The organism is Prosthecobacter debontii, assembly GCF_900167535.1.
Taxonomy (GTDB): domain Bacteria; phylum Verrucomicrobiota; class Verrucomicrobiia; order Verrucomicrobiales; family Verrucomicrobiaceae; genus Prosthecobacter; species Prosthecobacter debontii.
In genome coordinates this window covers 404,805-417,049 of the sequence record NZ_FUYE01000003.1, presented here as the reverse complement: position 1 = coordinate 417,049, position 12,245 = coordinate 404,805, and the positions used below count along the sequence as shown (strand labels likewise).

15 protein-coding genes are annotated in these 12,245 nt (G+C 56.1%); 9 read left to right on the top strand and 6 right to left on the bottom strand.

What is annotated here, in order from left to right; translation table 11 throughout:
- Positions 1-42: 42 nt before the first annotated feature.
- The 4 genes from B5D61_RS06515 to B5D61_RS06500 all read left to right on the top strand — a co-directional run bounded on the left by B5D61_RS06515 (position 43) and on the right by B5D61_RS06500 (position 2,098).
- A complete protein-coding gene (locus B5D61_RS06515) occupies positions 43-642 on the top strand; it encodes an RNA polymerase sigma factor (RefSeq protein WP_245846491.1) in 600 nt (199 codons plus the stop codon).
- Positions 639-932: a hypothetical protein gene (locus B5D61_RS06510; RefSeq protein ID WP_078812508.1), complete on the top strand. Its 294-nt coding sequence runs from the start codon at positions 639-641 to the stop codon at positions 930-932. The genes B5D61_RS06515 and B5D61_RS06510 overlap by 4 nt, the downstream gene beginning before the upstream one ends.
- A gap of 2 nt (positions 933-934) precedes the next feature.
- Positions 935-1,303 (top strand): hypothetical protein, encoded by a 369-nt coding sequence (locus B5D61_RS06505; RefSeq protein ID WP_078812507.1) that lies wholly within the window; start codon positions 935-937, stop codon positions 1,301-1,303.
- A gap of 147 nt (positions 1,304-1,450) precedes the next feature.
- Positions 1,451-2,098, top strand: coding sequence for a hypothetical protein (locus B5D61_RS06500; protein ID WP_078812506.1), 648 nt, complete (start codon positions 1,451-1,453; stop codon positions 2,096-2,098).
- Here B5D61_RS06500 and B5D61_RS06495 read toward each other — a convergent pair.
- Complete coding sequence (locus tag B5D61_RS06495) at positions 2,095-3,681, bottom strand: NAD(P)/FAD-dependent oxidoreductase (RefSeq protein WP_078812505.1); 1,587 nt, start codon at positions 3,679-3,681, stop codon at positions 2,095-2,097. The two genes, B5D61_RS06500 and B5D61_RS06495, sit on opposite strands and share 4 nt — an antisense overlap.
- Before the next feature lie 98 nt (positions 3,682-3,779).
- Here B5D61_RS06495 and B5D61_RS06490 point away from each other — a divergent pair, with 98 nt between their 5' ends.
- The 3 genes from B5D61_RS06490 to B5D61_RS06480 all read left to right on the top strand — a co-directional run bounded on the left by B5D61_RS06490 (position 3,780) and on the right by B5D61_RS06480 (position 7,235).
- Complete coding sequence (locus tag B5D61_RS06490; RefSeq protein WP_078812504.1) at positions 3,780-4,739, top strand: LpxL/LpxP family acyltransferase; 960 nt, start codon at positions 3,780-3,782, stop codon at positions 4,737-4,739.
- 71 nt (positions 4,740-4,810) lie between these two features.
- The gene (locus B5D61_RS06485; RefSeq protein WP_078812503.1) at positions 4,811-5,641 is read left to right on the top strand and encodes an alpha/beta hydrolase family protein; all 831 of its coding nucleotides are present in this window, start codon (positions 4,811-4,813) and stop codon (positions 5,639-5,641) included.
- A gap of 79 nt (positions 5,642-5,720) precedes the next feature.
- A complete protein-coding gene (locus tag B5D61_RS06480; protein ID WP_078812502.1) occupies positions 5,721-7,235 on the top strand; it encodes a PLP-dependent transferase in 1,515 nt (504 codons plus the stop codon).
- Between the two features lie 78 nt (positions 7,236-7,313).
- Here the strand turns inward: B5D61_RS06480 and B5D61_RS06475 are convergent, their stop codons facing one another.
- From B5D61_RS06475 to B5D61_RS06455, 5 genes are all read right to left on the bottom strand, one after another.
- Positions 7,314-7,703 carry an Hsp20/alpha crystallin family protein gene (locus tag B5D61_RS06475; RefSeq protein WP_078812501.1) on the bottom strand — a complete coding sequence of 130 codons (390 nt, stop codon included), beginning with the start codon at positions 7,701-7,703 and terminating at the stop codon, positions 7,314-7,316.
- Between the two features lie 80 nt (positions 7,704-7,783).
- Positions 7,784-8,212 (bottom strand): Hsp20/alpha crystallin family protein, encoded by a 429-nt coding sequence (locus tag B5D61_RS06470; RefSeq protein WP_078812500.1) that lies wholly within the window; start codon positions 8,210-8,212, stop codon positions 7,784-7,786.
- A gap of 304 nt (positions 8,213-8,516) precedes the next feature.
- Positions 8,517-9,182: an SHD1 domain-containing protein gene (locus tag B5D61_RS06465; RefSeq protein ID WP_139373101.1), complete on the bottom strand. Its 666-nt coding sequence runs from the start codon at positions 9,180-9,182 to the stop codon at positions 8,517-8,519.
- Between the two features lie 123 nt (positions 9,183-9,305).
- On the bottom strand, positions 9,306-10,043 hold the full coding sequence (locus tag B5D61_RS06460; protein WP_078812575.1) for a TerC family protein: 738 nt from the start codon (positions 10,041-10,043) through the stop codon (positions 9,306-9,308).
- Between the two features lie 186 nt (positions 10,044-10,229).
- Positions 10,230-11,654 carry a DUF1501 domain-containing protein gene (locus B5D61_RS06455; protein ID WP_078812498.1) on the bottom strand — a complete coding sequence of 475 codons (1,425 nt, stop codon included), beginning with the start codon at positions 11,652-11,654 and terminating at the stop codon, positions 10,230-10,232.
- A gap of 67 nt (positions 11,655-11,721) precedes the next feature.
- On the opposite strand from B5D61_RS06455, the gene B5D61_RS06450 reads away from it, so the two are divergent.
- A complete protein-coding gene (locus tag B5D61_RS06450; protein WP_078812497.1) occupies positions 11,722-11,952 on the top strand; it encodes an addiction module protein in 231 nt (76 codons plus the stop codon).
- Positions 11,949-12,239, top strand: a complete 291-nt coding sequence (locus tag B5D61_RS06445) for a type II toxin-antitoxin system RelE/ParE family toxin (protein ID WP_078812496.1) — start codon at positions 11,949-11,951, stop codon at positions 12,237-12,239. Before B5D61_RS06450 ends, B5D61_RS06445 begins: the two co-directional genes overlap by 4 nt.
- Positions 12,240-12,245: the final 6 nt, after the last annotated feature.

The following is a 12,245-nucleotide window of genomic DNA, read 5'->3' as shown; positions in this document are numbered from 1 at the left end:
TCGCAGTGTGGCTGCTTTTCCTCATAAATTCCTCGCCTCGTGATGCCCGAAGCTTTCGATGTGCAGGCCTGTCTCCAGCGTGTGCGCGATGGCGATCCCATCGCGGCGGAGGCCTTGATTGCCCATCTGCATCCTTGGGTCTGGCGGTGGGTGCACAACCATTTGCCGCGGCGAGAGAGCGAGGAGGATCTGGTGCAGGACTGTTTCGTGAAGTTGTTTCAAAAGCTGGATGCCTATCAAGAGCGCTCGGGGATTCCTTTCGAGCACTGGGTGAGCAGGCTCGTCGTGCGGACCTGTCTGGATGCGTTGCGTGCAGAAAAAGCTCGGCCCGAGTGGCGCTGGGCGGATTTTCAGCCGGGAGAAACCGAGTGGCTGGATTACTTGACGAACCGCGAGGCCGAAGCACCACCGCGTTCTTCGGCGGCCGATGCGCATCGGATCGTCCACGAATTACTGGCCAGGCTATCCCCTCCCGACCGACTGGTGATCACGCTGCTGGACCTGGAAGAGCGTTCGACCCAAGAGATCGCCGAACTGACCGGATGGACGCGCGCGATGGTCAAAATGAGAGCCATGCGCGCCCGGCATAAATTGCGTGCTCTAGCTCGGCAAAGCATGAAAAGTGAATTCCAAGACGCATGAAAAACTTCGACCAACGTTGGCAGACTCTGACCGAGCAGGCGAGGCAAATGCCTGGCCAAGAGGCTCCTCAGGTGCCCTGGGGACTCGCCACGCGGGTGGCGGCACGCTTGCGCGAAAGACCGCTGGAAACCTGGGAAGATATTTTTATTCGCCTGGGGATGCGGGCCGCCTGGGCCGCCTTCGCCTTATTGGTTCTGAGCGCTGGACTGGTTTTATCTGACTGGACGCAACCCAGCCTGGAACTGCCTCAGGTGGGCGTCAGTTTAGGGTCCGATCTTCTTTGGCCATGATTATGTCTCTCCGTCGTAAAACCGGCTGTCTCATTATCGTCCTCATCCTCATGAGTGGAGGGGCGGGCTTCATGCTGGGCCTGATCGTTTCCAAAGCCGTGCAAAAAAAGAAGGAAACCCCCGCTTTTTGGAAGCAGGCCGCCATGAAGCATCTGGAGAAGCTTCACCCTGACGAGGCGCAGCGGCAGCAATTTGAAGCCGTGACCGATCAGGCCGTGGCGGAGCTGAGCACGCTGCGAGAGGAAGGCATCCGCAATGTCTGGAGCATCGTGGACCAAGCGGCGGCGGATATTCAGAAGGGACTGAAACCGGAGCAAAAGGAGACCTTCGAGAAAATCCGGCCCAAACCGCCTGCCAATCTCGATAAGTGACGGGTAAAGGCTACGCGCCGGAGATGAGCGAGGAAGGTCTGCCCCGGCTGAAGCCGAGGCTCCGAACGCGATCAAGTTCGAAAGGATGCCTCAGCGATTCCTGGTAGGAGTTGCAAAGACGAGCGCTTTCTGATTTCCTGCGCCCATATGCATCGTCTGTTTCTCATTGCCCTCTTGGCCGCTGTGCTTCCTTCCTGCCAATCTAAAGACAAGGATAAGGTGGTTATCACGGTCCATTCCCAAGGAACGGACATGGATTCGCCAAAGACTATTTTTCGCAGGAACGTCGAAGGGCGCACGATGATCTTCAAAATCATTCCTGAATTCAGCACGCAAAGTGTAACGGCCATCCATCCCTTCCCGGCGGAGGATGGCACCTATGGGGTAGCTCTGAAGCTGGATTTCAAAGGCACACAGTCTTTGGATTTGGTCACGCGTTTGCGTTCGGGCGAAATGCTCATGACCATGGTCAACGGCGTCCCGGTGGATCATGTGCAGATCAATCGTCCCGTCTCCGACGGGATCTTCACGGTGTGGCGGGGGTTAGCTCCTGAGTTAGTCACCATCTTGGAAGAGAAGTATCCAAAGATCCATGAATCCAGCTCCGCTTCGACGTTCCTGGAAATGACACCTTCCACGCGCAAAGAGAAGATGGAAGCGAAGAAGCGGGCTGAAGCAGCAGCCAAGGAAAATGCTGAGGAAGAGAAACGCCGGGCGCGAGGTGAATTCGATCCTGAAGCGCCCGAAGGCGAAGTGGTGCCGCTCTCCGATTTGCTCAAGAGCACCTCACGCTAAGCGGTCGTCGGCATGGCCTTGTCCTCAATGGGCATCCCGTCCTCGGCAGGCATGGTTTTTGGTGCTTTACCAAAGAGGGTGCGAAGCTCCGCCATTAGCCAGAGGCGGATGCCCCAGCGCAGGAAGCGGAAAGCGGTGAGATCGGGAGTGTAACTCTGGCCGAGGGTCAGGTCCATGCCATTATTCCAGGCGCCATAGGTGCCTTTAGCCAAACGTCTCTTCGCCATGGAATTCAGGCGGCGATTGTAGAGGGCCATGAATTTGGCAAAGAACGTCCCCGCTGGGCCATCGTAGGGCAGGTGGGCGAACTCATACTCGGGGTTGTCATACACGAGGCGCACAGGCCCGACGAAGTAGGTGCCCAAGTCCATGATGAAGGAGATGCGCACCAGCTCGGCATCTCCCAGGTATTCGTATTTGCCCTTGTAGAGAGACTCAAACCACAGGCGGTAGCTGCGCTTGTAGGCCGTCTGAAGGTAGTTCATGGCCTCGGAGATATCTTTGCCCATGAAGGCATTGCCGATCATCTGGGTGACGGCGAAAACCGTGTGCCCACAGTAGTCCAGCCCCTGGCTGTAGAGCGGATCGATGAAGCCTGCGGCATCCCCCACCATGGCCCAGCGGTTTCCCACCATCTGTTCCGTGTGATAGGGCAGGCCCTTGTAATAAAAGGTGTCGTCCTCCACCGGCTCAGCGTTTTCAAACATCAAGCGGCCAATGGGGTGCTGAAGGATATGCGCATGCAGCCTCGCCGTCAGGGAGGGGCCTTCAGGAAGGGTGAAGATACTGCGATCCCAGACGATGCCCACGCTGTAGTCGCCATTAGCCAGTGGGATGAGCCAGACCCACCAGCCGTGGCCCATGAGGTGATTGGTAGCGCTCGCCCGGGAGGCTTTAGCTCGCATCATCAGCTTAGGGTGCTCCGTGCGGCTCTTATGACTGTCGAGAGAATTGACGTTGCGGTAGCGGCACCAGAGGGCGGAGGTGGGGTGCTCGTCCCCGAGCGGACGGTGCAGGCTCAGCTTTTTCGCCAGCACGGCGGCTTTGCCCGAGGCATCGATGATCCAGCGGGCGGTGAAGCTATGGGTTTCCTCTTTGCCCAGATGGACCGTCACGCGGTGATGCTCATCACCCTCCGCCAGGGTGATCTCACGCAGGGTAGCGGGCCGCATTAGATCTGCGCCAGCTTCGCTGGCCAGTTCCAGCACGTGCTCATCCAGTAGGGCGCGATCCAGTTGGAAGGTGGGCAGGCGGCTTTGATACTTCGGCCCGAGTTCCGTGCAGTCTTCCACCTTGTCCTGCGTAGATTTACAGAACCACATGCGCAGGCCATGCTTTTGGTAGTGGTTGGCGCTGAGATAACTTCCCAGGTGCAAGACACGGGTGAGGAAGCAGCCTCCCACCTCAGAGGTGCTCTCGCCGACCTTGCGATTGAATTGCTCCACACGCTCAACCACCAAGACGCGGAGTTGAGGATGGTCACGCTTGAGCAGCAGCGCCGCAGATGCCCCGCTAAAGGCTCCGCCCATGATGATCACATCATAGTCCGCAGGAGGCATCGTGGAGGAAGGTGAGCTGTTCATGTTTTTGACGAATGGGCAGGTCTAGGCAAAAATGGGGATGAAAGAACAGGTGTCAGGTCGGTCCAAGTGGGTTACGGAGGCACATTCCATGCCGTCACATGCCCGCAGAAGAAACCGCTAAAGAGCCTCCACCGCAAGCACCGCCTCGGCGGAATACTGGACTGCATGGTGCATTCTGGACGCGCTTTTTGTTGAAACTCATGCGCTTCTTGCCGGTCCGTCTGTGCCTGCTGCTGAATTCCTTTGTTGTGTGGGTCATTTATCTTCTGGCGCGGCCCCAGCGGCAGGCGGTGCTGGAAAACTTGCAGGGGTTGCGCCCAGATTTCAGTCCATTGCGCAATTGGCTGGCCGGCTACCAAGTGTTCCATCAATTTGCCCTCACCTATCTGGATCGCCTCTGGCACATGCACTTTGGCCGAGAAGTCCGGTGGGACATTGCCGGGCTGGAGCACTTCGAGGAAATGAAAGCCCATCCTGGAGGAGTTCTGGTCTTTACCATTCACAGTGGCAATTACGATATCGGAGCTACTCTGTTCGCCCAAAAATTTGGCCGCACCATGCACATGGTGCGCGCGCCTGAGCAGACCGATGAGCTGCAAGAGTTGCGCAAGGCGGAGCTCAAACGGGCCGAGCAGGAAAACCCCTTTCTCAAAGTGCATTACAACGAGGTGGATAGCCACCTGGGCCTCGAGCTGTGCCGCATCCTCATGGCGGGGGAAGCTGTGGCTGTGCAAGGTGACCGTGTGGTGACGGGCATCTCTCCCATCGAGATGGAGGATGAGGGGGTGACCTTCCTGATCCCCCGTGGCCCCCTGGTTCTCGCCGAGATCTCCCGGGTGCCTTGCTACCCCATCTTTTTGCAAAGGCTGAGCTTTTTGAAGTATCGCATCGTGTGCGGTCCCTGTTTTTACGAGGGTAAGACGAAGGTGCGGGCGGATGACCTGGGGAAAGTGTGGCTGCCCATCATGCATCGGTTTGTCCACGAGCATTGGGACCAGTGGTTCGTCTTCGAAAAGCTAGTGAAGCAAAAGGCCAACACCGACTCCGAAGAGGCTTAATCCGAATCGCATTTCAAGCAGCCTCAACTTTCTTCCTTGGATATTCCCGTCTGATCCGTTGTGATGAGACTATGCGTCGTCTGTCCGCCCTTTTTCTTCTCAGTGCCAGTTGGCTCGCCCTTAGTTCCTCGGTGACGGCGGCGGACCGCTCTCAGATCAAACCTGGGGTACGTAGCGAGATCCATTTTCAGGGTTCCATCCCACAGAACAGCAATGAGCAATACCAGATGCGCCTCTCGGATCTGGAAGCTCCTGCACCCTACGATTTAAGCCAGGAAACCTTCGAGGTCCTGGTGCCCAAAGGCTACAAGGACAACGATCCCCACGGGCTCTTCATCTGGATCAGCCCTGGCGGGAAAGCCTCATTTGGAGCGGAGTGGGAAAAGGTCTTGGCTGATGAGAAACTGATTTTCGTCAGTGCTGTCGATGCTGGTAACAATCGCGAGACCCCGGATCGGATTCGCCTGGCGGTGGATGCCAACCACCACCTGCGGCAGATGTTTCAGATCAATCCAGCTCGCGTATACATCGCCGGGCACTCCGGCGGAGCACGCATCGCGTCGATGATCGGAGTCGCTTATGCCGATATGTTCACGGGGGCGGCATGCTTTATGGGCGTCAATTTCTTCCGAGACACCCAGGGTAAGGAGGGTATGGCCTACCCGCTCCGCTATGTGCCCGCCATGGAAATCGCCGTCATCGCCCAACAGCATAGCCGTTTTGCCCTCGTGACCGGTGATAAGGACTCCAATCTCGACAACACGCTGGCGGTGTATGAGCAGGGGTTTCAGCAACAGGGATTCAAAGGAGCGCGCGTGTTCCAGATCCCGGGGCAAGGTCATGGTTTGCCAGATGATCGGTGGCTGAAAAAGGTGATTCAGTTTTTAGACACGGGTAAATAAAAGGGCGGGTCTGGCCCCTTCTTCCTGAGGGATTGGAGTTGAGAGGGCACGTGGCTGAGTTAAGACTGGCATCCCCGCCATGACCGACCTGTTAAGCCATCCTCTGTGGGAAGCCGATTCTTTGGGCTCTCCACTGCCTGACCACGATTTTGGCGTCAGTGTATCCTTACCGCTTTGGAAGCATGTGGTGGGGTATGAGGAGGGTGATCCCGAGGTGGTCTCCAAGTTTCGCTCCGGTTACCCACGGTTTTGCTGTCCCCCTGCCATCTCGGAGGCTTTTGGCCTGGCGGAACTGGAATTGGCGGCAGAGGGCGAGCGCGCCATCGTTTTTCCGCGCTTGGTTCATGCTCAACGCTGCGTGGAGTTCATCGCACGGGAAGGTTTTTCCGGGCGCGCCTTGGAATGGACGGACGAGAAACATGGTGTGGCCCTCTTTCCCGCTGAGGCCTACCTGAAAGCCCGTCGTTTCTGGCGCTTTTGTGGGGAGGTGGTGAGCACCCGCCAGGCGTGCCACATCCTCGGTCGGACCATCGACGAGCCTACAGTCACCGTAGAGGAAGGGCGTGCAGCCAGTGCCTTGATTCGGCAGCGCTTAGCGGATTTGGCCGGACAGAAGGCCGAAGACGTCTTTCTTTTCCCCTCCGGCATGGCGGCTAATTTCGCGGTTCATCGGATGCTGACCACGCTGTTTCCTGAACGAAAGACCATTCAGCTCGATTTTCCCTATGTGGATGTGCTGAAACTCCAGCAGATGTTTGGCCGCGGAGCTCATTTCTTGCCGCTGGTCGATGAAACTGAGTATGAACAACTGAAGGGGCTATTGGCTGGTGAAAAGATCGCAGGTCTGTTCTGCGAAGCTCCGAGCAACCCCCTGCTGCGCTGTGTAGATCTGCCCCGGCTGCTCAAAATCCGCCACGATGTCCAACCCGAGGTGCCGTTGATCATTGACGATACCGTTTCCACCTCGGTGAATGCCGATGCCTGTCGTGCGGCGGACATCGTCACCAGCAGTCTCACCAAAAGCTTTTCCGGCATTGGGGATGTGTTGGCTGGCAGTGTCATTCTGAATCGGGCATCTCCGCATCATGCCGCTTTCTCAGCTTTTCTGAAAGAGCATGCGGATCACGACCTTTGGCATGCTGATGCCGTTGCCCTCGAGGCGAATTCACGAGACTTTGTTCAACGCGCCCAGACCATGAGCCGCAACGCCGAGGCCTTGGCGGATCATCTGCGTGATCATCCACTTGTCGAGCGTGTGTGGCATGCCAAAACGGATGGCGGTGTGGGCTATGAAACCCTGCGTCGTGAGAATGGGGGCTATGGCTGTCTCTTTTCCTTTTTACTCAAAGATGCCGCCAGAACCAGCGAGCCCTTTTATGACGCGCTGCGCGTGTGCAAAGGCCCAAGTCTAGGCACCAACTTCACCTTGGTCTGCCCTTATACTCTCTTGGCCCACTATGAGGAATTGGACTGGGCCGAAAGCTGCGGGGTCCCACGTTATCTGATCCGCGTTTCCGCTGGCTTGGAGGACATTCAAGACCTTGTAGCTCGGTTTGATGAAGCTTTGGCCTTGGCCGCAAAGGCCGAACTCTGAGCCCATACAAAACGCAGCACCCCGAAAGGTGCTGCGTTGCTTGAGGGATTGGGGTTGTGAGGTGAATGCGGCCTGGGATTATTCCACCGCGATTCGGCGAGGCTTGGCGGCTTCTTTCACCGGAAGGTTCAGTGTCAGCACACCATCCTGAAGGTTGGCGGTGAGCTTGTCTTCATCCACGGGGGTATTGAGTTTCAAGCGGAGCAGATAGCTCTGGGTAGAGATTTCCCGATGTAGGGACTTCCAGCCCTCAGGTGTGGCCGATTGGCGTTCGCCACGGATGCTCAAGACGTTCTCCTCAAGATCAATTTTGACATTGCCTTTGGGAACACCGGGCATCTGGACGCGCACCTCATAGGCCTCGGGGCTGCCTTTCACATCGTAGAGAGGTTTTTGGAGGGTTTCGGTGACGCCTGCGCCTGGAGCGGACTGGGTTTTCTGAGAAGGGGTGCAGCAAGTGGAGTTCATAATGAGCTTTAGAGAAAGGTTGGTTTTGAAAGAGGGGAGGGTGGAGGCGAGTCGGTTAAACCCGCGCTCCAAGAAGGGGGTTATTGGACTTCGATCTGTTTCGGTTTGCGCTGCTCCTGTTTCGGCAAAGTCACGGTGAGAATGCCGTCTTCAAGCTTGGCCGAGATGGCATCGCCTCGGACACCTTCAGGCACAGAAACCGAGCGGCTGAGGCTGAAGGATTCTTCCTTGTCGCCCTCTTTTTCGCGGCGTTCAGCAGAGACGGTCAAGAGGCGGTCATGGACCTCGACTTTCACGTCTTCTTTCTTCACGCCGGGAAGTTCAAAGCGGGCGTAGTAGTTGTCTGTATCCTCATAGACATCCGTGGCCAGACGGCCTGCATTGCCAGGGAGAAACTCGCCGAAGAGCTGGCCCACGGCAGGAAAGCTTGCAAAGGGATGACGCAGCCACTGGTCAAAATCAGCCACGCGGCCGAGATCAAAGGAGGGGGTGTAACGTGTGAGTTTCATAGCTTTAGATGGTTTTAAGTTGGATGAATAGATGTCTCGTTCAGACAGCTCTTTGGAAGTGCATTGAATATGCCAAGAGCGATGTCATGAGTCTAATGTGTTTATAACCAACTGATTACAAGAATAATGAATTTTTATGCACAAGTTTAGAAAGTGAATGAGTGGCACAATTCGAGTCGATCTTTCTCAACCAAAGTGTCAAAAGGGCGCTTTGAATTTAGGCGTAGCCCATCCGCGCATTTGAGATCGAGTCAACGTGCCGCAGTGCCGCTACAAGGGCCGTCGTTGTAAACTGAGGAATTTCTTATTCCTTCTTCACCAACGCGAAGCGATACCACATGGAGCCGCCTTGAGAGTCTGGGATCATGATGGCGAGCTCGTCTTCAACGATGCTGACCTTGATAGGGTCGCGTTTCTCGATGCCATAACCGCCACGGTTGACCGTGACATTGAGGAGTTTGAACTCCGTTTTCAGCGGGTCAATACCATCAACACTCTTGGTCGCGGTGCGATCGACTCCACGGTCTTGACGTGGTTCTTTCCAATTGGGCCGCCAGGACTTTCCATCGACATAGGTGGGTTCTTCCTGTCCCATGTGCCGACCCGGCTTGGCATTCGGACCATTGACCCAGTAGATGCCGTCTTTCTTCACCCGCAGTTCGGATGGGCCATCAATCAGGGATTCGATGACAACCGAATTAAGCGGCGCCGGGGTAGGGCCTTGTCGTGGGATTTCGGGGGAAGATCGAGCTTTTAGAAACTTTACATCGGCTTCAGAGAGCGTGTCTATCGGGATGGTGAAGCTCTGCCCGTCAGCCCGTTTCAAGGTGACATGGCCGTCCTGCACCGAAACGACCTCCGCCGTGATTGAGCGGCCTGCTTGATCGGTGAAAACTCGGGGCTCATCGCCAAGCGCTTGGGCGATGGCCATCAACAGCAGCAAGGGAAAGAGCCTGGAAGCGAGTTTCACAGCCGGGATTAAACCATGAAAATCCCCACCTCTTTCAAGCTTAATTCTGACGTAGGCGTTAAAAATTTCTTGGAAGCTGCCCTGGGCTCATCGGACAAATTGAGGGGCCGATGAGCCTTCCCTTCAATGAGCGGAAGCCTGCTTACGTTTTTCAGCTTTGGCTTTCATGCGGATGTTCAGGAACTCGACGAAGATCGAAAAGGCCATGGCGAAATAGACATAGCCTTTCTGGAAATGGACGTGGAAACCTTCGGCGATGAGGGTGGTGCCAATTAGAAGCAAGAACGAGAGCGCCAGCACCTTCACCGTCGGATGGCGGCTGATGAAGTCGCTGACCGTTCCGGCAAAGATCATCATGAAACCGACGGCGATCATCACTGCGATGATCATGACCATGATGTGGTCCACCATGCCGACGGCGGTGATAACGGAATCTAGAGAGAACACGATATCCAGAATGGCAATCTGAAGCAGGATAGAACTAAGTGCAGCCTTGCCAATACCGCTGGCGTGAACTTCCTCGGCATCGCCTTCTACCTTGTGATGGATTTCTTTGGTGCTCTTCCACAGCAGGAATAGACCGCCGAGGATCAGGATCAGGTCTTTACCCGAGATCTCGTGAGCGAACACCGCAAAGAGCGGTTCTTTGAGCTGCATGACCCAAGTGATGGAGAGCAGCAAAAGAATGCGCGTAACCATGGCAAAGGCCAGACCCAAAAAGCGAGCCCGAGGACGCTCTGCGACGGGGAGCTTATCCACCAGGATGGAAATGAACACGATGTTATCAATCCCCAGCACGATCTCCATCACCGTCAGTGTTAGGAGGGCAATCCAGGCTTCTGGGGTTGCGACCCAGGACATATCGAACACGTTGGCGGCGAGGAGAGGGGAGAGGTCCATAAAGACGGATGGAAACGAGGGGCGGATGCTAGCGTAGGTTATGCCAAGGACAACGATAGGAAGAGGGAGTGGAAAGAAACATGTTTTCTGTAACGACCCTGTTTTGTGGAATCGTGACTCGTGCCGAACTCACTCCTGCTGAAGAGCCTATGCCAACACCTTTTTCACCACATGCCCATGGACATCCGTCAGGCGGTAGTCACGTCCCTGGGTATGAAAGGTCAGGCGTTCATGATCGAATCCCATGAGGTGCAGCAGGGTGGCTTGAACATCATGTACATGCACGGGATCTTCGATGACGTTAAACCCAAGTTCATCCGTGGCACCGATCGTTTGCCCACCCTTCACGCCTCCGCCGGCCATCCAGATGGTAAAGGCTTGAGGATGATGATCGCGGCCTAAAGCACGCCCGAGAGCGGGATTGGTTTCGACCATGGGGGTGCGGCCGAACTCTCCGCCCCACACGACGAGGGTATCCTCCAGGAGTCCTCGTTGTTTGAGGTCTTTGATCAAAGCCGCGCTGGCTTGATCGGTCTCTTGGCTGTTTTTTCGGATGTTGCCCTCGACATTGGAGTGAGCATCCCAGCCTTCATGGTAAATATTGATGAAGCGGACTCCGCGCTCGACCATGCGACGTGCAAGTAGGCAGGCTCGGGCAAAGCTAGGTTTCTCAGGATCACAACCATACATTTCCAGGGTCTCTTGACTTTCGCTCTTGAGATCCGTCAGTTCGGGGGCGCTGGTTTGCATTCGAAACGCCATTTCATAAGAGGCAATTCGTGTGGCAATCTCCGGGTCGCCGACGGTGCCTAACCGTTTTTGATTCAGCGTGCTGATGAGATCCAGGGTGTCTCGCTGGGCTCGGGAATCGATGCCATTCGGGCTAGAGACGTTCAGGATCGGATCACCACTGTTGCGGAAGCGAACGCCGTTGTAGAGGGTGGGGAGAAAGCCGCTGGACATCAGAGCCGTGCCGCCACTCAAGCCGGAGCCTGTGGACATGACCACGAAAGCTGGGAGATTCTGAGTTTCAGCGCCCAATCCGTAGAGTGCCCAGGAACCGATGCAGGGGCGGCCAGGCTGACCGAACCCGGTCTGAAAAAATAATTGGGCAGGTGCATGGTTAAATTGATCGGTCTTGACCGAGCGGATGAAGCACAAGTCATCCACAACCCTCGCGATGTGCGGCATGGCTTCAGACACCCAGGCTCCGCTCTGTCCATGCTGGGCAAATTTAAATCGAGGACCCAGTGCCGCAGCATCGGGGCGGATGAAAGCGTAGCGTTGCCCGCCGATAACCTCGGGCGGGATGGGTTTACCCTCATACTTCGTGAGCATGGGTTTGGGGTCGAATGTCTCCAATTGGCTCGGTGCTCCGGCCATGAAAAGATGAATCACCCGGTTGGCTTTCGCAGGGAAGTGAGGACCGCGTGGTGCCATCGGGTTATCCTTCCCCTCGACTGCCTGAGCAAAGGTGTCTGTCAAGAGTCCGGCCGCGGCGACCTTGCCCAAACCGTAAGTGCAGTCACGCAGGAAGTGCCGCCTGGAGTAAAAGGTGGATGAAGGAAGCATGGCAGAGGGATCTTTGAATCAAGAATGCGCTATTGACGGATGAAAGAAGGCCGGGAACTTTTGCCCTATGAGTTTCGAGACCGTTACCCAAGCAGCTTTGGCTTTGGAGCCTGTCGAGCGGGCGCGGCTTTTGGATAGCCTTTGGGAGTCATTAGCTACGGATGATGCTGTCAGTAGCCGACAAGCGGCCTGGGTTGCCGAAGCGGAGAGTCGGTCCGCTGCGATCTCTAGCGGGCAACTCGAGACCTTTGATGAAGTGGAAGTCCTCCAAGGATTACGCAGCCGCCTGAAGGCATGAAAATTCGTTTTGCCGCATCGGCTCGGCTCGAATTGACGGAGGCGTTCGATTATTACGAAGCGGCTCAGCCGGGACTGGGTGAGGATTTTCTTCGAGAAATCGAAGTTTGTATGGAGCTCATCCGTCAGTGGCCGGAGGGCTGGACCTCTCTGTCGGCTAAAATTCGACGTTGCCGGACAAAACGCTTTCCGTTTGGGCTTCTCTACGAGATTCGATCTGACCATATTGCCATCGTCGCCGTCGCAGATTTGCGGCGAGATCCACAACGATGGGAAGATTTGTTGTGATGGGGG